Source organism: Kitasatospora sp. NPDC003701, from assembly GCF_053587085.1.
Genome location: NZ_JBSFNM010000008.1, coordinates 226,847 through 251,897 on the forward strand (window position 1 = coordinate 226,847; position 25,051 = coordinate 251,897).

Genomic DNA, 25,051 nt, shown 5'->3' on the forward strand with positions numbered 1-25,051 from the left:
TCGGCATCCGCCGCTAGCCTCGTACGCATGGCCAACACCAGCTCCCCCGAAGCGCCGCTCCCGGTCGGCAAGGTCTCCGCGCTGATCGGCGGCTGGGTCGACCGGCTCGGCGCGGTCTGGGTGGAGGGCCAGATCACCCAGCTCAGCCGGCGGCCGGGCGCGGGCGTGGTGTTCCTGACCCTGCGCGACCCGCAGGCCGACGTGTCGCTGACGGTGACGTGCTTCCGCTCGGTCTTCGACGAGGTCGCCGACGTGGTGCAGGAGGGCTCGCGGGTCGTCGTGCACGCCAAGCCGGAGTGGTACGCGGCCCGCGGCCAGCTCTCGCTGCGGGCGGCCGAGATCCGGCTGGTGGGGCTCGGCGAGCTGCTCGCCCGGCTGGAGCAGCTGAAGCGGCGTCTCGCCGGGGAGGGCCTGTTCGCGGCCGAGCGGAAGCGGCCGCTGCCGTTCCTGCCGCAGTGCATCGGCCTGGTCACCGGGCGCGGTTCGGCCGCCGAGCGGGACGTCCTGGAGAACGCCCGGCGACGCTGGCCGGCCGTGCGCTTCGAGGTGCGCAACGTCCCGGTGCAGGGCGTCAACGCGGTGGAGCGGGTCGGCGCGGCGGTGCGCGAGCTGGACGAGCACCCCGAGGTGGACGTGATCATCGTGGCCCGGGGCGGCGGCAGCGTGGAGGACCTGCTGCCGTTCTCGGACGAGGCCCTGGTGCGGCTGGTCGCGGCCGCCCGGACGCCGGTGGTCAGCGCGATCGGGCACGAGCCGGACCAGCCGCTGCTGGACTTCGTCGCCGACCTGCGCGCCTCCACCCCGACCGATGCCGCCAAACGGGTGGTGCCGGACGTCGGCGAGGAGCTGACGAAGGTCCTGACCCTGCGCGACCGGGCCCGGCGGCAGGTGCTCGGCCGGGTCGACCGCGAGCAGCACGGGCTGGACGGTGTGCGCAGCCGCCCGGCGCTGGCCGCGCCGCACCGGATGCTGGACGGGCGCGGCCAGGAGGTGGGGGCCCTGCTGGAGCGGGCCCGGCGCACCCTCGGCCACCGCCTGGACCACGCGCAGAGCGACCTCGGGCACACCCTGGCCCGGGTGGTCGCGCTCTCCCCCGCCGCGACCCTGGAGCGGGGCTACGCGGTGCTGCAGCGCGCGGACGGCACGGTGGTGACCGATCCGGCGCAGGTCTCGGCGGGCGACGCCCTGCACGCCCGGGTGGCGGGCGGCGGCTTCGACGTGACGGCCGGCCCTCAGCCGTAGGAGCGCTGCCGGGAGAGCGGGACGGAGTGCTCGCCGAAGCCGAGGCCGCGGTGGAGCGCCTCGCCGCCGCTGCCGGCGCGCAGGTCGGTCCGGCCCGGGACGGCGGGACGTCCGTCGGTCATGCGGCGGAGGCCGGCCGCGGCGACCGGTCGGGTGCATCCGGTTTCGCACGGCTGCGGCCGTTCTGTCGGCGCCAGCCCCTACGCTGGCTCCCATGGCTGAGCAGGAGCAGGTGGAGGAGGCGGCGCCCCGGACGCCGGACGACGCGCTGGGGTACGAGCACGCCCGGGACGCGCTGCTGGAGGTCGTCCGGCAGCTGGAGAACGGCGGTACGTCGCTGGAGGAGTCGCTGGCGCTCTGGGAGCGCGGCGAGCAGCTGGCGAAGGTCTGCCAGCGCTGGCTGGACGGCGCCCGGGCCCGGCTGGACGCGGCGCTGGCCGCCGAGGAGGGCGACCCCGGGCGGGAGTGATGCGCGTCACAGCGCCCCGGGGAACAGTTGAATCTTCACTTATGTTGGGATCAAGTGATCGGCGCCGCCGGTCGACCAGACGAACCCCGTCCCGCATGAGGTGCAGACAAGCATGACCACCGACGCCCTGGTACTCGACGCCGCCGCTCAGGACCTGCTGTTCCGCGACGCCCGCACCGCGAACACCTTCACCGACGAGCCGGTCTCCGAGGAGCAGATCCAGGCCATCTACGAGCTGGTCAAGTTCGGCCCGACCGCCTTCAACCAGCAGCCGCTGCGCGTTGTCCTGGTCCGCTCCGCCGAGGGTCGCGAGCGCCTCGTCCAGCACCTGGCGGACGGCAACAAGGCGAAGACCGCCGCCGCCCCGCTGGTCGCCATCCTGGCCGTGGACAACGAGTTCCACGAGGAGCTGCCGACCCAGCTGCCGCACTTCCCGCAGGCCAAGGACCTCTTCTTCACCGAGCGTCCGGTCCGCGAGTCCTCCGCGGTGCTGAACGGCGCCCTGCAGGCCGGCTACTTCATCATCGGCGTGCGCGCCGCCGGCCTGGCGGCCGGCCCGATGACCGGCTTCAACGCCGAGGGCATCAACAAGGAGTTCTTCGCCGACGGCGAGCACTCGGTGCTGGCCGTGGTGAACATCGGCAAGCCGGGCGAGGACGCCTGGTTCCCGCGTTCGCCGCGCCTGGCCTACGACGAGGTCGTCACCACCGTCTGATCGGCGGCACAGGAAGGGCCCGCACCGTTCGAACGGTGCGGGCCCTTCCGCGTGTCCCGCCGCTGCGGGGGGGCGGGCGCTACTTGAGCGCCTGCGCCAGCTCGGCCAGCTCCTCGTACGAGGCGGTGCCGGTGAGCACGGTGGTGCCGCCGCCGCTCTGCAGGGTGAGCGCGCGGGACTTGCCGCCCTGGACCCGCTCCCAGGCCTGCCCGGCCACCTCGGCGCTGCCGTCCGGCTTGCCGCCGGCCACCAGCGAGCCGACCAGCGCGTCCCGGGCGATGTCGCTCTGCTCGACCGCCGCGTACTGGCCGGAGGGGGTGACGAAGCCCAGGTGCCAGGAGTTGCCCCGGCCGCCGCCCAGCACCGCCGGGTCGTACTTGACCGAGGTGGCCCGCCACTTGTCGGAGAGGCCCTCGGGGGAGAGCAGCGGGTACGGCGCGGCGCGCTTCGCCGAGGCCGCGGCGACCTTGTACTCGACCGTGCGCACGCCGTCGCCGCCGGCGTCGTGCGGCAGGAACAGGTACCCGACCCAGACCACCAAACCGACGGCCAGCATCGACAGGACCATGTCCCGTACCGACTGCCGGCTCCTCATGCCCTTGCTCTCTCCAGCCACCCCCACATGGTGACTCATCCACCCCGGGACACCGGCACCCGGGGGTGCCCACGTCCGGGTGATCCGGGGCGAACAGGCTGATTCCGACCGGGGGTGGCGACCCGCGCCACAGACAGTCATCTCATGGGCAGATACGATCGCAGGACCCTCACCACGGCGTTCGACCTGGCAGTAGTCGGGCGCTTACTGGCCGTCGCGTACAGAGAGGTAACGACGATGACCACGCAGTACCCGCACAATCTCCCCAGCGCCCTTGAGGTCGCTCCCGAGGCTCCCGACCGGAACCTCGCGCTCGAGCTCGTCCGGGTCACCGAGGCGGCCGCGATGGCCGCCGGCCGTTGGGTCGGCCGTGGCGACAAGAACGGCGCCGACGGCGCCGCGGTCAAGGCCATGCGCACCCTCGTCTCCACCGTCTCCATGAACGGTGTCGTCGTCATCGGCGAGGGCGAGAAGGACGAAGCGCCGATGCTCTACAACGGCGAGCGGGTCGGCGACGGCACCGGCGCCGAGTGCGACGTCGCGGTGGACCCGGTCGACGGGACCACCCTCACCGCCAAGGGCATGAACAACGCCGTGGCCGTGCTGGCGGTGGCCGACCGGGGCACCATGTTCGACCCGAGCGCCGTGTTCTACATGGACAAGCTCGTGGCCGGCCCGGAGGCCGCCGAGTTCGTCGACATCACCGCGCCGGCGGCCGTCAACATCCGCCGGGTCGCCAAGGCCAAGGGCAGCGCCGTCGAGGACGTCACCGTGGTCATCCTCGACCGGCCCCGCCACGAGGGCCTGGTCCAGGAGATCCGCGAGGCGGGCGCCCGGATCAAGTTCATCTCCGACGGCGACGTGGCCGGCGCCATCATGGCGGCCCGCGAGGGCACCGGCGTCGACCTGCTGATGGGCATCGGCGGCACCCCCGAGGGCATCATCGCGGCCTGCGCGATGAAGTGCATGGGCGGCGTGATCCAGGGCCGGCTGTGGCCCAAGGACGAGGCCGAGCGCCAGAAGGCCCTCGACGCGGGCCACGACCTGGACCGGGTGCTCACCACCGACGACCTGGTCAGCGGCGAGAACGTGTTCTTCGTCGCCACCGGCATCACCGACGGCGAGCTGCTGCGCGGCGTGCACTACCGCCAGGAGACCGCCACCACCAGCTCGCTGGTGATGCGCTCCAAGAGCGGCACGATCCGGGAGATCCACTCCACCCACAAGCTGTCCAAGCTGCGGGCGTACAGCGCGATCGACTTCGACCGCGCCAACTGAGCGGGCTTCACCGCCGCGTTCCGGCGCCCCGCGGCTTCGGCGAAATCCCCCTTCGCCGAAGCCGCGGGGCGTTCGCGTACCGCGGGGCGTTCGCACGCCGTGCGTCACCGGGCCGGGGCGCGCGAACTCCCCCGGCGTCCGGCGGACACCGCTCAGCCCGTGCTCCGCACCCGCTCAGCCCGCGATCCGGCTGCGGGCGGCCGGGATCCGGGCGGCCTCGTGCAGATCCGCCTCCCGGCGCCGCCGGCGGGCCAGCACCACCCGGCGCTCAGCGGCCGTCAGCCCGCCCCACACCCCGTACGGCTCCGGCTGGGCCAGCGCGTGCTCCCGGCACTCCAGCAGCACCGGGCAGCGCGCACAGACCTGCTTCGCCTGCTCCTCGCGCGAGAGCCGGGCCGCCGTCGGCTCCTTGGAGGGGGCGAAGAACAGCCCCACCTCGTCCCGCCGGCAGGCCGCGCCGGTGTGCCAGGGGTTGTCGTCGCCCTGCGACTGAGCGGCCGGCGGGCGCTCCAGCACCTGGGCGGCGGCGACGGGCGAAGTGGTGCGGGACTCGATCGGATGCAGCACGGCCGTACTCCTGACGAGGCTCTCGGACACGGGGAAGCTCGCTCCCCTGCCCGGCTGCGAGCCCCCGCTCTCACCCCCCGAGCCGGCCTCAGGCCGCCTCCGGTGCGCAGCCGTACAAGAAGCGATGTGCGAGAGGAACTACCCCGCCGCGCCGCGATTCATGCACACTGCACGCAATCGACTACAGCCTGCACTCACCGCAACGCCGAGTGCCCGGGCGGGAGTTGCTCCCACCCGGGCACCCACCCCGGCGGCCCCGGGCAGCGCCTAGTCGGCGCCGAGCTGCTTGCGCACCCATTCCTTGAGCTTCTTGCCCTTGCGCGGCTTGGCCTCGCAGCCGCCGAACACCGCGACCCCCTTGACCCGGACGACCGGCGCGTACGGGTCGGCGGCGGTCTGCTCCTTGACGTCGAAGCCGCCGAAGATGCCGACCCCGCTGCCGTGCAGGCTGACGTTCTCCGGCACCTTGATCTCGACGCCGCCGAAGATGGCGACCACCTCGATCTCCACCTCGGGCGACTCGAAGACGGCGTCGGTCAGGTCGATCTCGACGCCGCCGAACGCCGCGACGGCCCGCAGGTGCGAGCCGACCCGCCAGCGGCCCCGGCGGGAGGCCCCGCCGAAGATCGCCACCATGGTCGGCGCCTCCTGACGGGCCGGCAGCCGCACCGGGCCGGACGGCCGGTCGTCCGGGGCGCCCAGCGGGGCCTTCTCGAAGGAGATCGACCGGTGCGCGGGGAGGTCCCGGGTGAGCGGCACGAGGTCGCCCAGCGTCTTGGCCCCGTACGCGGCCTCGATCCGCTCGGCGTGCTCGTCGACGTTCAGCCGGCCCTCGGCGTAGGCGTCGCGCAGCAGCTCCGCGACCCGCTCGCGGTCGGCGTCCGAGGCCCGCATCTCGGCCTCGGCGACCGGGGCCCGGTCGGTCCGGACGGGAGCCTCGGCCCCCGGCTTGGTCATGGGTACGGGCGACTGCCCCTGGTCGTCCTGCGACGGCGAGTTGTCCACGGGCCAAGCCTAGTCAACCGGGCAAGCCCCGTACGCATGTCCGAGTGACCCCGGTCACGCAGGCTGACCTGTCCGCGTGCGACGTTTCGGCGGGACCTACCCTTGAGGGTGCTTCGCCGACGCAGCCGGATCACTGGAACACTAAGGACCGCCCCCATGGCTCCCACGCCGGATTTCGAGTACAGCGACCTGCTCCCCCTGGGCGCTGACCCGACCCCGTACCGCAAGCTGACCTCCGAGGGTGTCTCCACCTTCGAGGCCGGCGGTCGCACCTTCCTCCAGGTCGAGCCCGAGGCCCTGCGGCTGCTCACCGCCGAGGCGATGCACGACATCTCGCACTACCTGCGCCCCGCCCACCTCGCCCAGCTGCGGCGCATCCTGGACGACCCGGAGGCCAGCCCCAACGACCGCTTCGTCGCGCTGGACCTGCTGAAGAACGTCAACATCTCGGCCGGCGGCATCCTGCCGATGTGCCAGGACACCGGCACCGCGATCGTCATGGGCAAGCGCGGCCAGAACGTGCTGACCACCGGCGGCGACGAGAGCGCGATCGCGCGCGGCGTCTACGACGCGTACACCAAGCTCAACCTGCGCTACTCCCAGATGGCCCCGGTGACCATGTGGGACGAGAAGAACACCGGCAACAACCTGCCGGCCCAGATCGAGCTGTACGCGACCGACGGCGACGCCTACAAGTTCCTGTTCATGGCCAAGGGCGGCGGCTCGGCCAACAAGTCGTACCTGTACCAGGAGACCAAGGCGATCCTGAACGAGGCGAGCATGCTCTCGTTCCTGGAGCAGAAGATCCGCTCGCTCGGCACCGCCGCCTGCCCGCCGTACCACCTGGCCATCGTGATCGGCGGCACCAGCGCCGAGTTCGCGCTGAAGACCGCCAAGTACGCCTCCGCGCACTACCTGGACAACCTGCCGACCGAGGGCAACGCCCGCACCGGCCACGGGTTCCGCGACCTGGACCTGGAGGCCAAGGTCACCGAGCTCACCCAGAAGATCGGCATCGGCGCGCAGTTCGGCGGCAAGTACTTCTGCCACGACGTGCGCGTCGTCCGCCTGCCGCGGCACGGCGCCTCGCTGCCGGTCGCGATGGCCGTCTCCTGCTCGGCCGACCGCCAGGCGCTGGGCAAGATCACCGCCGAGGGCGTCTTCCTGGAGCAGCTGGAGACCGACCCGGCGAAGTACCTGCCGGACACCACCGACGACCACCTCGACGACGACGTGGTGCGCATCGACCTCGACCAGCCGATGTCCGCGATCCGCGGCGAGCTGTCCAAGTACCCGGTCAAGACCCGGCTCTCGCTCACCGGCACGCTGGTCGTGGCGCGCGACATCGCGCACGCCAAGATCAAGGAGCGCCTGGACGCCGGCGAGGGCATGCCCAAGTACCTCCAGGACCACCCGGTCTACTACGCCGGCCCGGCCAAGACCCCCGAGGGCTTCGCCTCCGGCTCCTTCGGCCCCACCACGGCCGGCCGGATGGACTCCTACGTCGACCAGTTCCAGGCGGCCGGCGGCTCGATGGTCATGCTCGCCAAGGGCAACCGCAGCAAGCAGGTCACCGACGCGTGCGCCGCGCACGGCGGCTTCTACCTCGGCTCCATCGGCGGCCCGGCCGCCCGCCTGGCCCAGGACTGCATCAAGAAGGTCGAGGTGCTGGAGTACGCCGAGCTGGGCATGGAGGCCGTCTGGCGCATCGAGGTCGAGGACTTCCCGGCCTTCATCGTGGTGGACGACAAGGGCAACGACTTCTTCCGCGAGACCACCGAGGGCCCGCTGATCACCAGCCTGCGGGTGCGCTCCAAGGAGTAGCCCGCACCGGCTCCCGCACGCACCGCCCCGGCCGCGCACTCCGCGACCGGGGCGGTGCGGTGCGGTGCCGTGCGGTGCGGTGCCGTGCGGCAAGGTGCTCAGGCGCTCGGGTGCTCGGGTGCTCGGGTGCTCGGGCGCTCAGGCGTCGAAGTCGTACTCCAGCACGTAGGAGGCCGCGTCGAGCGTCATCTCGTTGAGCTCGACGACCTGCCCCTCGTCGGCGAAGGCGGTGCGGCAGATCAGGATGACCGGGGTGCCCGCCGACAGCTCCAGCCGGGCGCCCTCCTCCGCGCTGGGCATCCGCGACCGGACCTCCTCGCGGAAGTGCACCGGCTTGGCGCCGATCTCGGCGAGGCGCGCGTAGGTGCCGCCCGGCCCGGTGTCCTCACGGGTGATCGCCGTCCCGGCGACCAGGTCGGCCGGCAGGTAGGACGTGGACAGCAGCACCGGCTTGCCGTCCAGCACGAACCGTCTGTGCCGCACGCACATCGGCGCCCCCGGGTCGACCCCGAGCACCCGCGCCACGTGCTCCGGCGCGCCCTGCTCGGTGACCGACACCTGGTCCACGACCAGCGTCCGGTTGTCGATGTCCGCCGACCATATCGACCGCCCCGACCCCCACTGCCCCTGGGCGAGCCGCTGGATCCCGCGCCGCCGCAGCGGCCGGAAGTCCCGGACGAAGACCCCCGCGCCCTTGCGCGCCTCGGCGATGCCCTCGCTCTGCAGGACGCCGAGCGCCTGGCGGGCGGTCATCCGGGCCACGCCGTAGGCGTCCATGAGGTCGTTCTCGCCGGGCAGCCGGTCGCCGGCGCGGTACTCGCCGGTGTCGATGGCCGCCTTGAGCGTGTCGGCGATCCGCTGGTACTTGGGCTGTTTCTCGCCGCTGCTGCCGACCATCGCCTGCTCCCTCGTCCTCGCCAGAATCGTAGGCGCACCCGTCGTCGCCGGTAAGCCGGTATGACCGGTCAGGCCCGTTGACATCTCTAGAGATATTAGCTTCTCTAGAGATGCTGGGTAGTCGCCGAGCAGAACACAGGCACCGACAGCGACCAGGGCCGGCGCATCCACCGCCGCGTCCGCACCAGAGCAAGGAGCACTGCGGTGAGCACCCGTAAGCGCAACGCCGCGGCCTACCGACCGCGTGTGGGCGAACTCGTCCTCGACACCAGGACCGGACGCACCGGCATCTACATGGACACCCTCGGCGGGGAGCACTACCTGCGACCCCCGGGCGGCGGCTGCGAGTGGACCGCCCCGCCCGACCGCGTCGGCCCGGCACCGGACCCGTCCCCCGACGACCCCGGCCGCGGCCCCGAACCCGACCCCGACCGCCCCGCGCTGGAGAACCGGGCCCGGCTGCGCGCCCGGCTCGCGGCCCGCAACCAGGACTCGCGCCTCAACGAGAGCCGGGTCGCGTGACCGGCCGCCCCGAGCGGCGGCCCCGGCCGGCGATCGGATCCGGCCACCGGCGGTGTCCCGGTACGGCCGGAGCGGGCACGGCCGGGACCCCGGACGGGCAGGAGAAGGCAGACGGGCCGGAGAAGGCGGACGGGCCGCCCGCCACGGAGGCGGACGGCCCGGAGCCGGGGCAGCGGGTGCTACGGGCGGCTGTTGATCACGCCGAACGGCTCGTAGGGCTTGTCCGACTTCTCCTCGTGCTCCGGCTCGGCGACCTCGCCGCCCATGAGCTCCTGCGGGTCGACGTGCGCCTCGTCGGCCGGAACGACGTGTCCGGCGACGTTGGCCGCCGCCTCGTCCACCACCTGGGCGTCCGCGGTCGGGGCCACGGCGACGGGCGAGGTGGTCTTCGGCTCGGCCGACGGTGTCACAGTGCTGGTGGGCTCGTTCTCGGCCATGGAGTGGTTGCCTTTCAGGTCATCGGGATTCGCTCGCGCCCGACCGAACTCGACCCAGGCGCCCGGACAGTATCGTTGGAGCCGCTAAATGTCCTATAAACATCGCGCCGCTTGTGCTGTTCTCCAGTGTTTGCAGTCGTCCGCCTAAGCTGATGCACCGCAGCGGGACCGCCGAACGCCCCGCGCGTCGCGCCTGCCGTCACAGGTCATCGGGGGAATTTCATGGAGCCTCAGGAAACGCCGCACAGCAACGCGCTGCGCTTCCAGGTGCTCGGTCCGGTGCAGGCGCGGCGCGGCCAGGAGGCCTTGGCACTCGGGTCCCCGCAGCAGCAGGCGGTACTCACCTGTCTGCTGATGCAGCAGGGGCGGCTGGTCACCACGCAGGACCTTGTCGACGGGATCTGGGGGGAAAGGCCCCCACCGCAGGCAATTGCCGCATTGCGGACTTATGTTTCCCGTCTGCGTACCGTCATCGAACCCCATCGGGAGGTCCGCGCACCCGCCGCGGTCCTCGTGTCCTTGCCCGACGGATACGCCTTGCGGATCTCCTCCGACGCTTTGGATCTGGCGGTCTTCGAGAGCACCGTTTCCGAAGCCGCCACCGCCCGGGCCGACGGCGATCCGGTCGAGGCGCACCGGCTGCTGGTCTCGGCCCTCGCGCTCTGGAGCGGGCGGGCGCTGGCCGGGGTGCCCGGACCGTACGCCGAGACCCAGCGGCTGCGCCTGGCCGAGCGCCACGTCTCGGTCTGGGAGGAGCGGTGCGCGGCCGCGCTGGAGATCGGCCTGCACACCGAGGTGGTCGCCGAGCTGAGCTCGCTCACCGCGGAACACCCGCTCCGGGAGCGGCTGCGCGAACTCCTGATGCTCGCGCTCTACCGCTGCGGCCGCCAGGCGGAGGCGCTCGGCGTCTACACGGACACCCGCAAGCTGCTGATCGAGGAGCTCGGCGTCGAACCGGGCACGGGGCTCTCCTCCATGCACGCCCGGATCCTGGCCGGCGACCCCACGCTCACCGCGCCCGGCCCACCCCGGTCGGTGACCTCCGGCAGCCGTGAGGAGCCGCCCACCCGGGCCCCGGCTCCGGCCCAACTGCCCGCCGACGTATCGGACTTCAGTGGCCGCGCCGGCCTGGTCGCCGAACTCCGGGCGGTCCTGAAGGGCGCGACCGGCCAGGCCGTCGTGGTGACCTCCCTCGCGGGCATCGGCGGTGTCGGGAAGACGACCCTCGCCGTGCACGTGGCGCACAGCGTCCGGGCCGACTTCCCGGACGGCCAGCTCTACGTCGACCTGCGCGGCGCGGGCGCCTCGCCCGCCGACCCGGCCGTCGTGCTGGGCGACTTCCTGCACTCGCTGGGCGCCGCCGAGGTCCCCGACTCCCTGGAGCAGCGGGCCGCGCTGTACCGGTCCCTGCTGGCCAACCGCCGCATGCTCATCCTGCTGGACAACGCCCGGGACGCCGACCAGTTGCAGCCGCTGATCCCCGGCGTCTCGGGCAGCGCCGTCCTCGCCACCAGCCGCTCCCGGCTGGCCGGGATCCCCGGCGCCCACCTGGTGGACGTCGAGGAGCTGACCCCGGCCGAGGCACTGGCGCTCTTCTCCGCCATCGTGGGTGAGCAGCGGGTGGCCGCCGAGCCGGAGGCGGCCCTGGCCGTCGTCACCTCCTGCGGCTTCCTGCCGCTCGCCGTCCGGATCGCGGCGGCCCGGCTCGCCAGCCGGCCGCGGTGGAGCGTCTCCGACCTCGCCCGCCGCTTAGCGGACCAACGGCGGAGGCTCGACGAGCTTCAGCTGGGCAACCTCGCGGTCGAGACGACCATCGGCCTCGGCTACGGCCAGCTCCGGCCGGACGAGGCCCGCGCGTTCCGGCTGCTCTCGCTGGTGGACTCGCCCGACCTGCCGCTCGACGCGGCGGCCGCCCTGCTCGGCGAGGACGAACTCCGGGCCGAGCAGCTGACGGAGGCGCTGGTCGAGGCGAACATGCTGGAGTGCTTCACCCCGGGGCGCTACCGCTACCACGACCTGCTGCGGCTCTACGCCCAGCGGCAGAACGAGAAGTCCGCCGACACGGAGGAGCAGCAGCAGGCGGTGCTCCGTCTGCTGCACCACCTGCTGCCGACCATGCGCAACGCCGCGCGCCTCATCGAGCCCGACGACCAGCTGTTCGAGCCGCTGGACGAACTCACCGCCGCCGGTCTCGACCTGCCGGACAACGCCCGGGCCCAGCAGTGGCTCCGGGCCGAGGTCGGCATGCTGCTGAGCACCGTGGAGGCCGCGCTGGGCGGGCCGTCGGCGCTGCTGCGCCCCGCCCTCGACCTGCTGATCACGCTCAACAGCATCGTCGAGGACCCGACGCACGCCGCCCGGGCCCGCCGGCTGCTGGAGATCGCCGACGCCAACGCCCAGTCGCACGGCGACGCCCAGGCACTCGCCCGGGTCCACTTCGCGCTGGGCACCCTGGAGTACTTCGCCAACAACTTCCAGGGCGCCGAGCGCTCGCTGCGGGCGAGCCTCTCGCTCCAGGACCCCGACGACGTGACGGTGATGCGCTCGATGGTGGCCAACACCCTGGGCATCATCCTGAGCCTCGCCAATCGCGGGGACGAGGCACTGCCGTTCTTCGAGCAGGCGCTCGGCATCAGCCGCGTGGTCGGCGCCCCGATCGGCGAGGCGCGCCTGCTCGGCAACATCGCCCGGGCCCAGCTGGACGTCGGCAAGAGCGCGGAGGCGGTGCGGTCGGTGGAGGAGGCCGTCGCCACCGCGCGGCGGTCCGCCAACGGCCCCTGCCTGGCGGACACCCTGTACCAGCTCGGGGTGGTGCTGTCGTCCACCGGATCCCCCGGCGAGGCGGTCGACCACCTGCGGGAGGCGCACTCGCTCTACCAGTCCCAGCAGAACCGGCTCCGCGAGGGCTACGCGCTCGCCCGGCTGGCGGTGAGCCTGCTGGCGAGCCACCGGGCGGCCGAGGCCGCCGAGGCGGCGGGCGAGTCGCTGGTGATCGCCCAGGAGATCGACGGCGCCTACTGCCAGGGCCTGGCCAACGCCGCGCTCGGCGAGGCGCTGCTCGGCCTGGCCCAGCCGGCCCGCGGGCTGGCCTGTCTGCGCGAGGCCCACGCGGTCTTCACGCGGCTCGGTGTGCCGGAGGCCTCCCCCGTGGCGGACCTCATCTCCCAACAGCACACCGAGCCCTTCCCTCCCCCCGCGCCGTAGGCCCCGCACTCCCCCGTGCTTCCCCCGTGGAGGCCTTCCCCCGTGCGTTCGGTGCTCCCGCAGCCCCCCGGCTGCGGGAGCACCCTCAACGCTTCCCCGGCGCTGGACTCCACTGTGCACCGGGCCGATTGACGTTCGATAAACGTCGGCTTGTCAGCCGGGGAGCGGGCATCACCGCAGGTCAGAGGGGTTGCCCCGGCGGCGCCGCGCGGCGTGCGGCCACCCGCCGCACCACCCCGACCCGCACCCTCGTGCTTCCGCAAGCCGGGCCACAGCACCCCAACCGTCACGAGTTGGCCGGAAAGGGACCCCATGGCGCAGTGATCACGCATATTCTCAGATGCCAGTACACACACGAGTGCACTTGTCCGGCGGAGCATCCGGAAACCGGAAACGGCAGCGCGGCGGCGCTCCCGCAGTGCAGAGTGTCCCTGTGCAAAGTGTCAGCGTGCAGTCAGTGTGACGCGGGGAGCGTGACGTACCGCCACCGGCAGCGGGCCGGCGGGGCAACGCGGGCGCCGGGAGGACGGCGGGCCGGCCTCGTCCGGCCGACCGGAGGCCCGGGTGGAAAGGTGCCTCTCAATCGTGACGACCGGACAGATATCCGACCCGTTCCCCCTCGACGAGGACGCGGACGGCGACGACGGGCCCGACGTCCTGCGTCGTCGTGCCGAGCGGGCCCTGCAGGCCGTCGCCTTCGACACCATCGGCGCCGGTTACGGGGAGGCCTTCCCCGCCAAGGGCGGCCAGCTCGCCTGCGGCCGTCGCCTGCTGGCCCGGCTCCAACCGGGCGATGCCGTGCTGGACGTCGGCTGCGGCACCGGCGATCCGACCGTCCGACAGCTGACCGCCGCCGGGATGCGCGTCACCGGTATAGACCTTTCGGACGTCATGCTCGCCCTGGCCCGCGAGACGGCGCCCGGTGGCCCGTTCGCCCCCGTCTTCCGTCGCATCGACATGTACGACCTGGCCACCGAGCGCGCCGACCGGGCCTGGAACGTCCCCGCCCTGGGCCCGCGGGGCCACGGCGGGTTCGCCGCCGTCACCGCCTTCTTCTCCCTCATCCTCCTCCCCCAGGACGAGATCCCCACCGTGCTGACCCGGCTGCGCGCACTCCTGCGACCCGGCGGGCTGCTGGCGCTCGGTATGGTCGAGGCGGACCTGGACCACGTCCCGCTGCCGTTCCTCGGGCGGGAGCTGCGGATCAGCGGGTATCTGCGGGAGGATCTGGAACGGGTCCTGGTGGAGTCCGGGTTCGCCGTCGAGGAGCAGTCGGGGCATCCGTACGCGCCGGCCAGCACCTCGCTGCCGCCGGAGGAGCAGCTGTTCCTGTGCTGCCGACGCGTCGGCTGACCCTCCGCCACACCCTCCGACAGACCGTCCGACAGACCAGAAGAGCCAGCACTCCCCACCAATCCCAGGACAGGCAGCCGTGCGCGACCAGCTCAAACCCGAGGCCGGACAGCCGCCTGCCCTCCCGGGCCGGCGCCGCCCGCCGCCGGCCCCGGAGGGGAACGACGAGCAGGCCGGCGACGAGCAGGCCGACCCCGGGTCGAGCGCGGTCGGGCGGCTCACCGTCGAGCCGGCGACGGTCGGACAGGTGACCGTCGAGCCGGGCACCGCCGTGCCGCTCACCCCCGTCCCGCGCGGCCACGAGCCGCGCGGCGACCGGCAGGCCGCCACCGGACCGGTCGCCACCGGGCGGACCGGCACCGGACAGGTCGCCGAGCGGCTCGCCTACCTCGACTCCGCCACCCGGCGGATCAACAGCGCCCTCGACCTGGCCGCGACGCTGCGCAACATCTGCCGGGTCCTGGTGCCGACCCTCGCCGACGCCGCCGTCGTGCACCTGCGCGACCCGCTGCCCAACGTCGAGCGCGAACCCGGCTTCCCCGACGAGCTGCGGATCCACCACAGCCTGGGCACCCGGCTCGGCCGCCGCGGCCGGCCGACCACCGGCTCCGACCACCGCGGCTCCCGCTACGGCACCCGGTACGGCTCGCGCTCGACCGCCGACACCGGGCCCGCCACCCCGGTCACCCGGGGCGGGGCGCTCGCGCACACCCTGCTCAGCCGCCGCCCCGCCGAGGCCGCCGTCCTCGGCCCCGCCGGCACACCCGCCACCGGCACGCCCGCCGCGGCCGGCACCGAGCGGACCACCGAGCTGCTGCGCGAGCTGTACGGCGCACGCGGGCTGGCCCGGCTCGGCCCGGGCTCCTCGGTGCTCGCCCTGCCGCTGCGCGGGCGCAAGGCCGTCCTGGGCCTGCTGGTGCTGATCCGCCGGCCGCCCGAGAAGACCGGACGCCCCAGCTTCGACGCCACCGACACCGCCACCGCCGCCCACCTCGCCACCCAGGCCGGGCTGGCCGTCGACACCGCGCTGCGGTACGCCCGCGAGTGGGAGATAGCCAACGAACTCCAGCGCAGCATGCTGCCGCTGCGCCTGCCCCAGCCGCACGGTGTCCGGCTCGCCCAGCGCTACCTGCCCGGCGAGCGCGGCGCGCAGGTCGGCGGGGACTGGTACGACGCCGTGCCGCTGCCCGGCAACCGGGTGGCACTGATCGTCGGCGACGTGATGGGCCACTCGCTCACCTCGGCCGCCATCATGGGCCAGTTGCGCACCAGCGCCCAGACCCTGGCCGCCCTCGACCTGCCCCCGCACGAGGTGCTCTACCACCTGGACGAACAGGCCCAGCGGCTCGGCCGCGAACAGCACCTGGCCACCTGCGTGTACGCGGTCTACGACCCGATCGCCAACCGGGTGGTGCTCGCCAACGCGGGGCACGTCCCGCCGGTGCTCGTCCGGCCGGACGGCACGGCCGAGTTGCTGGAACTGGACTCGGGCGCGCCGATCGGCGTCGGCGGGGTCGACTTCAACTCCGTCGAACTGCCCGCGCCGCCCGGCTCCGCCCTGCTGCTCTTCACCGACGGCCTGGTGGAGACCCGCAACCGCCCGCTCAGCGACGGGCTGGAACTGCTCCGCGCCCGGCTGGCCGCCACCCAGCGGCACACTCCCGAGCAGCTCTGCCAGGAGGCGCTGCGGATCCTGCCGCCGGGCGACCGCGGCGACGACATCGCGCTGCTGGCCGCCTGCTTCGACGGCATCCCGGCCGGGGACGTGGCGCACTGGTACCTCCAGCCGCGCAACGAGACGCCCGGCCGGGCCCGCCGGCTGGCCGCCCACACCCTGCGTCGCTGGGGTCTCGAAGAGCTCAGCGAGGCAACCGAGTTGATGGTCAGCGAGCTGGTCACCAACGCCGTCCAGCACGCCACCCGCCCGGTCACCCTGAGCCTGGTCCGCACCTCGCGGCTGCGCTGCGAGGTCGGCGACGACAGCCCGCTGCTGCCCCGCCCGAGGCGCACCGGGCCGGAGGACGAACGCGGGCGCGGGCTGCAGATAGTGGCCAGGTGCGCCGAGCGCTGGGGTGCCACCCGGCTGGGCACCGGCAAGGTGGTCTGGTTCGAGCAGCGACTGCCGTAGGGCGCCCCGCCCCGGGGGCCGGGCGCCCCACGGCGGACCGCGTCAGACCCGCTCCGACTCCTTCGCCGGCTCGGCACCCTCCGCCGTCGGGGCCGCCGCGCCGGCCGGCCGTGCCCCGTCCGCGCCCTCGGCCCCGGACCGCTCCGCCGCCAGCCGGGCCATCAGCTGCTCGCCCTCCATGTCGACCCGCGGCACCACCTTCTCCAGGCGCTTCGGGAACCACCAGGCCGCCTTGCCGAACAGCGCCATCGCGGCCGGCACCAGGGCCATCCGCACCACGAAGGCGTCCACCAGCACGCCCACCGCCAGCGCGAAGCCGATCGGCTGGACGATCGGGTCGTGGCCGAAGACGAAGCTGCCGAAGACCGCGGCCATGATCAGCGCGGCCGCCGTGACCACCCGCGCGCCGTTCTTCACCCCGGCGACCACCGCGTCCCGCGGCGCCATGCCGTGGACATGGTGCTCCTTCATCCCGGAGACCAGGAACAGCTCGTAGTCCATCGCCAGCCCGAACAGCACCGCGATCAGCAGGATCGGCACGAAGCTCACCACCGGGCCCACCTTCGGCACGTCGATCAGCCCGTCCAGCCAGCCCCACTGGTAGACGGCGACCACCGCGCCGAGCGAGGCCGTGATGCTCAACAGGAAGCCGGCCACCGCCTTCAGCGGCACCAGGACCGAGCGGAAGGCCAGCGCCAGCAGCACCAGCGCGATGCCGCCGATCACCGCCACGAAGGGCGGCAGTGCGTCACCGAGCTTGGCGGAGACGTCGATGTTGGCGGCCGTGGTGCCGGTGACGTCGATCCGCGCGCCGGTCGAGGCCTGCAGCCCCGCGCGCTGGTCGCGGATCTCCTCGACCAGCTTCCTGGTGTCGGCGTGGTCCGGGCCGGTGGTCGGGATGACGGTCAGCAGGGCCGTACCGCTCGGGCCGTCGACGGTCGGCGGCAACAGCGTCCGCACCCCGGCGAGGGTGCCCAGCCGCTCGGCCACGCCCTGCACGGCCCGCTCCGGCTGCGGCGCGCCCTCGGCGTCGACGACGACCACCAGCGGTGCGTTGAACCCGGGACCGAAGCTCTCGCCGATCCGGTCGTACGCGGTGCGGGCGTCGGTGCCGGCGGCCTGGGAGCCGCCGCCCGGCAGGCCGAGGCTGAGGCTCGCGGCCGGTACCGCGAGGGCGGCCAGCGCGGCCAGCCCGGCGAACAGCACGGCGAGCGGGCGGCGCACCACGAACGTCGCCCAGCGTTCGCCCAGGGTCGTCCGGTCGGGGGCCTTCAGCGCCCGCCGCCAGACCGGCAGCCGGTCGATGGCGCGGCCGGCGAAGCCGAGCAGCGCGGGCAGCAGGGTGATCGCGACGAGCACCGCCACCACCACGGCGCCGGAGGCGGACAGGCCCATCACGGTCAGGAACGGCACGCCCGCGACGGCGAGCCCGGCGAGCGCGACCACCACGGTCAGACCCGCGAAGACCACCGCGCTGCCGGCCGTGGCGTTGGCCCGGGCGGCCGCCTCCTCCGGCTCCAGGCCCTCGGCGAGGTGCCGGCGGTGCCGGGAGAGGATGAACAGGGCGTAGTCGATGCCGACCGCGAGGCCGACCATCAGGGCCAGCACCGGCGCGGTGGTGATGATCTCGAACGAACCGGAGAGGGCCAGCAGCGCGGCCATCGCCACGCCCACGCCGAGCAGCGCGGTCAGCAGCGGCAGCCCGGCGGCGACCAGCGAGCCCAGGGTGATCACCAGGACCACCCCGGCCACCATCAGGCCGATCACCTCACCGCCCTCGACCTGCGCCATCCGGTTGTACGCGTCGCCGCCGAAGGCGACCGTCAGCCCGGCGGCGTCGGCCGGACCGGCGGCCGCCCGGACCGCGTCGCGCTGCTGATCGGTGACGTCCGCGAGCGGGCGGTCGAAGGAGACCAGGGCCAGCGCGACCCTGCCGTCCGGGGAGATCGCGCCGGTGACGTACGGGTCGGGCACGGCCGCGACACCGGGGACGGCGGCGATCCGGCCGACCGCCCCGGTGACGGCCCCGGTCGCCTCCGGCGTGGCGATGCCACCGGGCGCCGGGGCGGTGAAGACCACCTGCGCCGCGCCGTGGCCCTGCTCCGGGAAGGTGCCCTTGATCCGGTCCAGGGTGGTCTGCGCCTCGGTGCCGGGCACCTTGAACTCGTCGCTGGTCTTGCCCGCGAAGGCCCCGGCGGCGCCGCCGACCGCGATCAGCACGGCGATCCAGACGGCGAGCACGGCGCGCCTTCGACGGAAGCAGAAGCGGCCCAGGCGGTACAGGTACGTGGCCATGAGTGAACCCTCGATCACGTCGGTCGGCAGGCGGGTGCCCGAACAGGTCGGACTCCACCGTACGACCAACTTTGTCACCTGACAAAGTTGACCGACATAATCGACCGACAGATTCATCCGACCGAGTTATTTGACCGTGGCGCTACCCTGGCCCAATGGCACATGTCCCCGCCTCCGAAAGGCGCCCGCAACTGGTCCGGGCCGCCATCGACCTGATGACCCGCGAGGGCGTCGCCGCCGGCAGCACCCGGGCGATCGCGGCCGAGCTGGGCGTGGCACAGGCGACGGTGCACTACACCTTCGGCACCAAGAAGGACCTCTACCGCGCCGTGGTCGAGCAGCTGACGGCCGACTTCGTCGGCCAGGTGCGCGACGCCGCACCGGGCGACGGGCCCTTCGGCGAGCAGATCCGGGCCATGGTGCACGCGCTCTGGGCCGGCGCCACCGGCGAGGAGGGGCGCTGCGTCCTGCTGGACGAGTTCGCGGCGCTGGCGCTGCGCGACCCCGACCTGCAGGACATCATGCGCGGGCTGCAGCACGAGATCGAGGGCACCGCCTCGCAGATGCTCCAGGCGCTCGCCGACACCCACGGGCTGGAGCTGGCGCTGCCCCCGCGCGACATCGCCACGCACTTCCTGACCGGCTTCGACGGGCTGACCGACCGCTACCTGGTACTGCGCCGCTCCGGCGAACAACCGGACGCCGAGGCGCTGCGGGCACTGGACCTGCTGGTCGCCACCACGATCGGGCTCTGTCTGGGCTCGGCGGCGCGGATCGGCTGACCCGGGGCCGTCCGGCGCCCGAGCGGGCGCGGGGCCGCCCCGCGCCCGGTCCGGCTACTCGACGATCCGGACCGGCAGCTCCGCCAGCACCTCGCGCAGCGAGGCCGCGAAGCGGTCGTACTCGGCGCTGCGGGCCGAGCCCGGCCGGGTGGCGAGCCCGATCCGGCGCCCGGGCGCGGGGGCGGCGAAGCGGACGGCGGCCAGCCGGTCGGTGCGGCCCGCCTCGACGTCCAGCGCGGTGGCGGGCAGCAGGGTGACGCCGAGGCCGCCGGCCACCAGCTGGACCAGGGTGGAGAGTCCGGCCGCCCTGGTGGTGGAGCCGCCGAGGTCGGCGCCGACCTCGCGGCAGATGTCCAGGGCCTGGTCCCGCAGGCAGTGGCCCTCCTCCAGCAGCAGCACCTCCAGGTCGAGCAGCACGTCGCGCGAGACGTCGATCCGCCCGGCGAGCGCGTGCCCGGGCGGGGTGACCAGCACGAAGTCCTCGTCGAACAGCGGGATGTCCCGGGTGGGCGAGGCCCCGCCGGCCGGGAGCGCGAGCAGCAGGACGTCCAGCCGGCCGGCGGCCAGCCCCTCCAGCAGCGAGGGCGTGCGCTCCTCGTGGACGTGCAGCTCCAGGTCCGGGTAGCGGCTCCGGACCAGCCGCAGCACGGTGGGCAGCAGGTAGGGCGCGACGGTCGGGATGACACCGAGGTGCAGCGGCCCGGTGAACGGGCGGCGGGCGGCCTCGACCTCCTCGGTCAGCGACTGCAGCGAGGCGAGCACCCGGCGCGAGTGTTCGAGCACGCGCTCCCCCAGCGGGGTGACGATCACTTTGCGTGTCGTACGCTCGACCAGCTGCGCGCCCAGTGACTCCTCCAGCGCCGCGACCGCTCCGGACAGGGCCGGCTGGCTCGTCCCGGTGGCGGCCGCCGCCTCCCGGAAGTGCCGGTGCTCGGCCACCGCCACGAAGGCCTTGAGCTGCGCGACCGTGGGCGTGCGCGGGCCGCGGGGTGTGGCGCTTCCCACAGCGGCTTCGGGTTTGCGCGCGGCGCCCTTGCGGGGCTTGGGGCGGGAGGGGGGCGTGGGGGTATTGATAACTCTCTCCGATCAGACACATCGAGTGTAGCTATTTCCCTGATCAGTCCACGATGTGGAATCGTGGAAGCCGTTCCGCAATCCGGACAAACCCCCCTCTCACTTCAGGAGAAGCGAACGTGCTCACGATCGGTGACAAGTTCCCCGAGTTCGAACTCAACGCCTGCGTCGACCTGGACGCCGCGAACGCCTTCGCCGAGATCAACCACAAGTCCTACGAGGGCAAGTGGAAGATCGTCTTCTTCTGGCCGATGGACTTCACCTTCGTCTGCCCGACCGAGATCGCCGCGTTCGGCAAGCTGAACGAGGAGTTCGCGGACCGCGACGCCCAGATCCTCGGCGTCTCCGGCGACTCCGAGTTCGTGCACCACGCCTGGCGCAAGGACCACAAGGACCTGCGCGACCTGCCCTTCCCGATGCTGGCCGACGTCAAGCACGACCTGATGCGTGCCTGCGGCGTCGAGGGCGCGGACGGCACCGCCCAGCGCGCGGTCTTCATCGTCGACCCGAACAACGAGATCCAGTTCGTCATGGTGACCGCCGGCTCCGTCGGCCGTAACCCCAAGGAGGTCCTGCGGGTGCTGGACGCCCTGCAGACCGACGAGCTGTGCCCGTGCAACTGGACCAAGGGCGAGGACACCCTCGACGCCCAGGCCCTGCTGGCGGGCTGACCGACATGGCTCTCGACGACCTGAAGTCCGCCCTCCCGGACTACGCCAAGGACCTCAAGCTCAACCTGAGCGCGGTCATCGGCAACTCCGACCTCCCCGCCCAGCAGCTCTGGGGCACCGTGCTCTCCTGCGCGATGGCCACCCGCAGCCCCGCGGTGCTGCGCGAGCTGGAGCCCGAGGCCAAGGCCAACCTCTCCCCGGAGGCGTACAACGCCGCCAAGGGCGCGGCCGCGATCATGGGGATGAACAACGTCTACTACCGGACCACGCACCTGCTCTCCGACAAGGAGTACAGCAGCATGCGGGCCGGTCTGCGGATGAACATCATCGGCACTCCGGGCGTCGAGAAGATCGACTTCGAGCTCTGGTGCTTCGCGGTCTCCGCCATCAACGGCTGCGGCCAGTGCCTCGACTCCCACGAGGGCGTCCTGAGCAAGGCCGGTGTCGCGCGCGAGGTCATCCAGGCCTCCGTGAAGATCGCCGCCGTGCTGCAGGCCGTGGCCGGTGTCCTCGACTCCGAGGCCGCCCTGGCCACCGTGACCGCCTGACCCCACGCCACACCACGCGGGCCCCCGCCGGACTTCCGTCCGACGGGGGCCCGCGTGCGTTCCGGCGCCCCGGCCCGCGTGCGTCCGGCGCCGCTACTCGGCCGCGGCCGGCGCGCTCGCAGCACCCGGCGCCGCGGCGCCGGCGGCCGCGGCGGACGCCGTCCGGGCGACGGCCGCCTCGCGGGCGGCCTCCAGCGCGGTGAAGACGGCCTGCCCCGCCTCGTTGCGGCGGCGCAGGTGGCCGACCACGGTGTTGGTGACCGCGATCAGCGGGACGGCGACGATGGCACCACCGATGCCGCCGATGATGGAGCCGGCGGCCACGCCGAGCACCACGCCCAGCGGGTGCACGCGGACGGCCCGGCCGAGGATCAGCGGCTGGAGGATGTGCCCCTCCAGCTGCTGGACGGCGATCAGCACCACCAGCACCATCAGCGCGGTCCACGGGGAGGTGGTGACGAGCGCGATCAGCACCGCGACCGTCCCGGTGACCAGCGCGCCGACCAGCGGGACGAAGGCCCCCAGGAAGATGATCACCGCGAGCGGCAGCGCCATCGGCACACCGAGCAGCTGGATGCCGATGCCGATGCAGACCGCGTCGATGAACGCCACGCAGACCGTGCCGCGGACGTACGCGGTGAGGGTCGCCCAGGCCTTCGGCCCGGCGCCGGCCATCGCGTAGCGGGAGTGCCGGGGCAGACCGCGCAGCGCCCAGCCCCAGATCCGCTCACCGTCGTAGAGCAGGAAGAAGGTGGTGAAGAAGGCGAGCAGGACGGCGGTCAGCACCTCGACGGCGATCTGCGCGCCGGTGAGGCCGACCGAGGTGAGCTGATCGGTGTTGGTGCTGATCGCCTTGGTGATCTGGTCGGCGAAGTCCTTGATCTGCTGCTCGGTCAGGTGCAGCGGGCCGGTGATCAGCCAGTCCCGCAGGGTGGCGACACCGTCCTGGACCTTGCTGGTCACGTCGGACAGGTTGGTGGTGACCTGCCAGACCACGAACCAGCCGACCAGTCCGATCCCGGCCAGGCCGCTCATGAACACCCCGCCGGCGGCCAGTGAGCGCGGGACGCCGTGCCGGCGCAGCCAGGAGACCGTGGGCTCCAGCAGCGCGGAGATCAGCAGCGAGGCCAGCACCGCGAAGGCCACCAGCCGCAGCATGTCGACGACCATGAAGACGACGTAGAGCGCGGCACCGAGCAGCAGCAGCCGCCAGGTCGACTCGGCGGCCACCCGCAGACCCCAGGGCACCGCCTCGGCCGGGGTGGCGGGCCGTCCGGGGTGGAGTTCGCGCCCGAAGGCGCCGTGGGTGGGCACCGGCGGCGGAGCCGGGGTGCGGGCCGGCGCGGCGGCCTCCTCGCGCGGCGCCGGCACCGGGGCCGCCGCCGTGACCGCGACCGGGGCCGGCGCCCGGTCCGGCATCGGCAGCGCCGCGACCGGGTGCTCGTGGTACTCGGCCGCGATCGCGGCCCGCCGGCGCCGCTCGATCACGGCGGCCGCGCTGGCCACCACGGCCATGCCCTTGGCCACGGCCTTGAAGGCCTTCCCGCCCCGCGCCATTCTCGCTACCGCCGCTCCCCGCTGGTCCGCCGTGCCGGCGGTACGCCGTGGGTCCCGCCACGGCCGTCAGGGATGAAACTACCCGCCCGACCCGGCCCGAGTCCGGCGGGCGGGTCGGTTGGCGGCGATCGACGGCGGCGCGCGACGCGACGGCCGCCCCGCCCGGTCGGTCCGTATCCGGACAAACCGTCCCGGACCGGGTGGTTTCAGGCATCAGGCAGCGGGGAGGAATCCGAACGAGAACCGGAGCCATCTGTCGGCGGACCGGCCGGTGCGGGGAGCAACCAGGACCCCTCCCCGCGCCCCGCGTCCGCACCCGGGCCCGCACCGCCCGCGAGCGCACTGGTCAGCGCAGCCCGGGCGGGGCGGCCCGCCTACTGCACGACCACGGCGGCGGGGCAGCCCCGCCGCACACCACGGCCCCCGACCGCAGGGGAGCGATCGGGGGCCGTGGTGTGGTGCAACGCGGCTCGCGGTACCGGTGGTTCCTAGTACCAGTGGTGCGACTGCCAGAACGACCAGGCGCCACAGGGGCTGCCGTAGCGGCTGTTCATGTAGTTCAGGCCCCACTTGATCTGGGTGGCCGGGTTGGTGCGCCAGTCGGCGCCGGCCGAGGCCATCTTGGAGCCGGGCAGCGCCTGGACCAGGCCGTACGCGCCGGAGCTCTTGTTGGTCGCGGTGTAGTCCCAGCCGCTCTCGCGCTTCACGATCTGGCTGAAGCACTGGAACTGCGCGTCACTGCCGACGATCGACTGGGCGAGCTCCTGGACCGAGCCGGGGCTGACCGAGACCGGCGGGGCCGACGTGTCGGTGGCGGCCATCGCGGAACGCGCCTTGGAGCGGTTGGCGGCGGCCTCGTCGGCCTTCCGCTTCTCCTCGGCCGCCTTGGCGGCCTTCTCCGCGTCGGCCTTGGCCTGCGCGTCCGCCTTGGCCTGCGCGTCGGCGGCGGCCTGCTGGCGCGCAGCCTCTTCGGCGGCCTTCTGCTCCGCGGCGGCCTTGGCGGCCGCGTCGGCGGCGGCCTGCTGGGCGGAGGCCTGCGTGCCGATGTTGTCGCTGATGGTCTGCGCCTGGGCGCCAGAGGGGACTTCGGCAAGCAGGGTCGCGCCGGCGACATCGACCGTCTGCGTCGTCTTGCCCTCGCTGCCCGAGGCCATACCCACGACGGCACCGACAGCGGTGACGGCGGTGGCGGAGGCCACAGCGACTCCCCGGACCGAGATCCGAGTCACATGGTTTCCTTCCAGCATCGCCCATGCGTGACCGTACGGGCGCAACATGCCCCTTGGCGCTGCCCTCCGTACGGTGCTGGTCACGGGAGGTACTGACCCGACGTCCGGAAGCGGTGGGCGACCGGGCGTTGCGATCGGGCGGCGTACGGCTCTTCGGTGTTCAATTGTGCGTCCACCTACCGGAGTTGGCGGACCGTCCGGACCGGGCCCACGGTCTCCCGGGGGCCCTGTCATGCCGTACGCGGGGCCTGACAGAACCCTCACCATGCCGCACCGGGCACTGTCGACGCAATTCCCCGTTGCGTGGCGCATCTCACATTCACCGCACCGGAGTTCTCCGGACAGAAAGCACTCGATGTGATGAAAGGGACGGGGGCCCGCCCCGTCAGGAGCGGGCCCCACGCCCGGAGTTGACCGTATTGTCCGACTATGCCCCTATTGCTGGCGGATCACGGGTTGATGTCCTCCAGCATCTCCGTGACCAGCGCGGCGATCGGGGAGCGCTCGGAGCGGGTGAGGGTGATGTGGGCGAACAGCGGATGCCCCTTCAGCTTCTCCACCACCGCGACCACGCCGTCGTAGCGGCCGACCCGCAGGTTGTCCCGCTGCGCGACGTCGTGGGTCAGCACCACCCGCGAGCCCTGGCCGATCCGGGAGAG

General features: G+C 73.3%; 23 protein-coding genes. 12 read left to right on the forward strand and 11 right to left on the reverse strand.

The genetic code is table 11. The features are described 5' to 3' along the window. Positions 1–27: 27 nt before the first annotated feature. Positions 28–1,242 (forward strand): exodeoxyribonuclease VII large subunit, encoded by a 1,215-nt coding sequence (xseA, locus tag ACWDRR_RS10885; protein WP_449771847.1) that lies wholly within the window; start codon positions 28–30, stop codon positions 1,240–1,242. Here xseA and ACWDRR_RS10890 read toward each other — a convergent pair. Further along, on the reverse strand, positions 1,233–1,364 hold the full coding sequence (locus ACWDRR_RS10890) for a hypothetical protein (RefSeq protein ID WP_449771848.1): 132 nt from the start codon (positions 1,362–1,364) through the stop codon (positions 1,233–1,235). The two genes, xseA and ACWDRR_RS10890, sit on opposite strands and share 10 nt — an antisense overlap. Before the next feature lie 92 nt (positions 1,365–1,456). On the opposite strand from ACWDRR_RS10890, the gene ACWDRR_RS10895 reads away from it, so the two are divergent. Both ACWDRR_RS10895 and ACWDRR_RS10900 read left to right on the forward strand, forming a co-directional pair. Beyond that, positions 1,457–1,711, forward strand: a complete 255-nt coding sequence (locus ACWDRR_RS10895) for an exodeoxyribonuclease VII small subunit (protein ID WP_449771849.1) — start codon at positions 1,457–1,459, stop codon at positions 1,709–1,711. Between the two features lie 112 nt (positions 1,712–1,823). Next, positions 1,824–2,426 (forward strand): malonic semialdehyde reductase, encoded by a 603-nt coding sequence (locus ACWDRR_RS10900; RefSeq protein ID WP_329489419.1) that lies wholly within the window; start codon positions 1,824–1,826, stop codon positions 2,424–2,426. A gap of 79 nt (positions 2,427–2,505) precedes the next feature. Here the strand turns inward: ACWDRR_RS10900 and ACWDRR_RS10905 are convergent, their stop codons facing one another. Next, positions 2,506–3,042 (reverse strand): DUF4245 domain-containing protein, encoded by a 537-nt coding sequence (locus ACWDRR_RS10905; protein ID WP_449771850.1) that lies wholly within the window; start codon positions 3,040–3,042, stop codon positions 2,506–2,508. A 216-nt stretch (positions 3,043–3,258) separates the two neighbouring features. Here ACWDRR_RS10905 and glpX point away from each other — a divergent pair, with 216 nt between their 5' ends. Further along, positions 3,259–4,299, forward strand: coding sequence for a class II fructose-bisphosphatase (glpX, locus tag ACWDRR_RS10910; RefSeq protein ID WP_352289981.1), 1,041 nt, complete (start codon positions 3,259–3,261; stop codon positions 4,297–4,299). Between the two features lie 174 nt (positions 4,300–4,473). On the opposite strand, the gene ACWDRR_RS10915 is transcribed toward glpX, so the two are convergent. Together ACWDRR_RS10915 and ACWDRR_RS10920 are read right to left on the reverse strand one after the other, a co-directional pair. Further along, positions 4,474–4,815 carry a WhiB family transcriptional regulator gene (locus tag ACWDRR_RS10915; RefSeq protein WP_449771876.1) on the reverse strand — a complete coding sequence of 114 codons (342 nt, stop codon included), beginning with the start codon at positions 4,813–4,815 and terminating at the stop codon, positions 4,474–4,476. Positions 4,816–5,133: 318 nt separating this feature from the next. Beyond that, positions 5,134–5,871, reverse strand: a complete 738-nt coding sequence (locus ACWDRR_RS10920) for a DUF1707 SHOCT-like domain-containing protein (RefSeq protein ID WP_449771851.1) — start codon at positions 5,869–5,871, stop codon at positions 5,134–5,136. Positions 5,872–6,027: 156 nt separating this feature from the next. Between ACWDRR_RS10920 and ACWDRR_RS10925 the strand changes: the two genes are divergently transcribed. After that, positions 6,028–7,695 (forward strand): fumarate hydratase, encoded by a 1,668-nt coding sequence (locus tag ACWDRR_RS10925; RefSeq protein ID WP_449771852.1) that lies wholly within the window; start codon positions 6,028–6,030, stop codon positions 7,693–7,695. Positions 7,696–7,833: 138 nt separating this feature from the next. On the opposite strand, the gene ACWDRR_RS10930 is transcribed toward ACWDRR_RS10925, so the two are convergent. Then, entirely contained in the window at positions 7,834–8,592 is a 759-nt protein-coding gene (locus tag ACWDRR_RS10930) for a GntR family transcriptional regulator (RefSeq protein ID WP_449771853.1), read from the reverse strand. Positions 8,593–8,796: 204 nt separating this feature from the next. Here ACWDRR_RS10930 and ACWDRR_RS10935 point away from each other — a divergent pair, with 204 nt between their 5' ends. After that, positions 8,797–9,114 (forward strand): hypothetical protein, encoded by a 318-nt coding sequence (locus ACWDRR_RS10935; RefSeq protein WP_449771854.1) that lies wholly within the window; start codon positions 8,797–8,799, stop codon positions 9,112–9,114. Between the two features lie 179 nt (positions 9,115–9,293). Here ACWDRR_RS10935 and ACWDRR_RS10940 read toward each other — a convergent pair whose 3' ends face one another. Next, a complete protein-coding gene (locus tag ACWDRR_RS10940; RefSeq protein WP_449771855.1) occupies positions 9,294–9,551 on the reverse strand; it encodes a hypothetical protein in 258 nt (85 codons plus the stop codon). A gap of 222 nt (positions 9,552–9,773) precedes the next feature. Here ACWDRR_RS10940 and ACWDRR_RS10945 point away from each other — a divergent pair, with 222 nt between their 5' ends. The 3 genes from ACWDRR_RS10945 to ACWDRR_RS10955 all read left to right on the forward strand — a co-directional run bounded on the left by ACWDRR_RS10945 (position 9,774) and on the right by ACWDRR_RS10955 (position 16,236). Beyond that, entirely contained in the window at positions 9,774–12,755 is a 2,982-nt protein-coding gene (locus tag ACWDRR_RS10945; RefSeq protein WP_449771856.1) for an AfsR/SARP family transcriptional regulator, read from the forward strand. Positions 12,756–13,340: 585 nt separating this feature from the next. Next, on the forward strand, positions 13,341–14,108 hold the full coding sequence (locus ACWDRR_RS10950; RefSeq protein WP_449771857.1) for a class I SAM-dependent methyltransferase: 768 nt from the start codon (positions 13,341–13,343) through the stop codon (positions 14,106–14,108). Between the two features lie 79 nt (positions 14,109–14,187). Further along, on the forward strand, positions 14,188–16,236 hold the full coding sequence (locus ACWDRR_RS10955; protein WP_449771858.1) for a SpoIIE family protein phosphatase: 2,049 nt from the start codon (positions 14,188–14,190) through the stop codon (positions 16,234–16,236). Between the two features lie 42 nt (positions 16,237–16,278). On the opposite strand, the gene ACWDRR_RS10960 is transcribed toward ACWDRR_RS10955, so the two are convergent. Further along, positions 16,279–18,531, reverse strand: coding sequence for an MMPL family transporter (locus tag ACWDRR_RS10960; protein WP_449771859.1), 2,253 nt, complete (start codon positions 18,529–18,531; stop codon positions 16,279–16,281). A 155-nt stretch (positions 18,532–18,686) separates the two neighbouring features. On the opposite strand from ACWDRR_RS10960, the gene ACWDRR_RS10965 reads away from it, so the two are divergent. Continuing rightward, positions 18,687–19,313, forward strand: a complete 627-nt coding sequence (locus tag ACWDRR_RS10965; protein WP_449771860.1) for a TetR/AcrR family transcriptional regulator — start codon at positions 18,687–18,689, stop codon at positions 19,311–19,313. Positions 19,314–19,367: 54 nt separating this feature from the next. On the opposite strand, the gene ACWDRR_RS10970 is transcribed toward ACWDRR_RS10965, so the two are convergent. Then, positions 19,368–20,318: a LysR substrate-binding domain-containing protein gene (locus tag ACWDRR_RS10970; RefSeq protein WP_449771861.1), complete on the reverse strand. Its 951-nt coding sequence runs from the start codon at positions 20,316–20,318 to the stop codon at positions 19,368–19,370. A gap of 188 nt (positions 20,319–20,506) precedes the next feature. Between ACWDRR_RS10970 and ACWDRR_RS10975 the strand changes: the two genes are divergently transcribed. Beyond that, positions 20,507–21,058 carry a peroxiredoxin gene (locus tag ACWDRR_RS10975; RefSeq protein WP_360640214.1) on the forward strand — a complete coding sequence of 184 codons (552 nt, stop codon included), beginning with the start codon at positions 20,507–20,509 and terminating at the stop codon, positions 21,056–21,058. Positions 21,059–21,063: 5 nt separating this feature from the next. Next, positions 21,064–21,606: an alkyl hydroperoxide reductase gene (locus ACWDRR_RS10980; protein WP_449771862.1), complete on the forward strand. Its 543-nt coding sequence runs from the start codon at positions 21,064–21,066 to the stop codon at positions 21,604–21,606. Positions 21,607–21,699: 93 nt separating this feature from the next. Here ACWDRR_RS10980 and ACWDRR_RS10985 read toward each other — a convergent pair whose 3' ends face one another. From ACWDRR_RS10985 to ACWDRR_RS10995, 3 genes are all read right to left on the reverse strand, one after another. Next, positions 21,700–23,163, reverse strand: a complete 1,464-nt coding sequence (locus ACWDRR_RS10985) for an AI-2E family transporter (RefSeq protein ID WP_449771863.1) — start codon at positions 23,161–23,163, stop codon at positions 21,700–21,702. A gap of 488 nt (positions 23,164–23,651) precedes the next feature. Continuing rightward, the gene (locus ACWDRR_RS10990; RefSeq protein ID WP_449771864.1) at positions 23,652–24,392 is read right to left on the reverse strand and encodes an aggregation-promoting factor C-terminal-like domain-containing protein; all 741 of its coding nucleotides are present in this window, start codon (positions 24,390–24,392) and stop codon (positions 23,652–23,654) included. 449 nt (positions 24,393–24,841) lie between these two features. Then, a partial coding sequence (locus tag ACWDRR_RS10995) for a PhoH family protein (protein ID WP_449771865.1) occupies positions 24,842–25,051 on the reverse strand: 210 nt, incomplete at its 5' end.

Bases quoted from the DNA above. Each gene is read 5' to 3' on its own strand.
- glpX (WP_352289981.1), top strand. From the start codon at position 3,259: ATGACCACGCAGTACCCGCACAATCTCCCCAGCGCCCTTGAGGTCGCT.
- ACWDRR_RS10930 (WP_449771853.1), bottom strand. From the start codon at position 8,592: ATGGTCGGCAGCAGCGGCGAGAAACAGCCCAAGTACCAGCGGATCGCC.
- ACWDRR_RS10940 (WP_449771855.1), bottom strand. From the start codon at position 9,551: ATGGCCGAGAACGAGCCCACCAGCACTGTGACACCGTCGGCCGAGCCG.
- ACWDRR_RS10985 (WP_449771863.1), bottom strand. From the start codon at position 23,163: ATGGCGCGGGGCGGGAAGGCCTTCAAGGCCGTGGCCAAGGGCATGGCC.
- xseA (WP_449771847.1), top strand. From the start codon at position 28: ATGGCCAACACCAGCTCCCCCGAAGCGCCGCTCCCGGTCGGCAAGGTC.
- ACWDRR_RS10900 (WP_329489419.1), top strand. From the start codon at position 1,824: ATGACCACCGACGCCCTGGTACTCGACGCCGCCGCTCAGGACCTGCTG.
- ACWDRR_RS10925 (WP_449771852.1), top strand. From the start codon at position 6,028: ATGGCTCCCACGCCGGATTTCGAGTACAGCGACCTGCTCCCCCTGGGC.
- ACWDRR_RS10980 (WP_449771862.1), top strand. From the start codon at position 21,064: ATGGCTCTCGACGACCTGAAGTCCGCCCTCCCGGACTACGCCAAGGAC.
- ACWDRR_RS10895 (WP_449771849.1), top strand. From the start codon at position 1,457: ATGGCTGAGCAGGAGCAGGTGGAGGAGGCGGCGCCCCGGACGCCGGAC.
- ACWDRR_RS10965 (WP_449771860.1), top strand. From the start codon at position 18,687: ATGGCACATGTCCCCGCCTCCGAAAGGCGCCCGCAACTGGTCCGGGCC.
- ACWDRR_RS10890 (WP_449771848.1), bottom strand. From the start codon at position 1,364: ATGACCGACGGACGTCCCGCCGTCCCGGGCCGGACCGACCTGCGCGCC.
- ACWDRR_RS10960 (WP_449771859.1), bottom strand. From the start codon at position 18,531: ATGGCCACGTACCTGTACCGCCTGGGCCGCTTCTGCTTCCGTCGAAGG.
- ACWDRR_RS10945 (WP_449771856.1), top strand. From the start codon at position 9,774: ATGGAGCCTCAGGAAACGCCGCACAGCAACGCGCTGCGCTTCCAGGTG.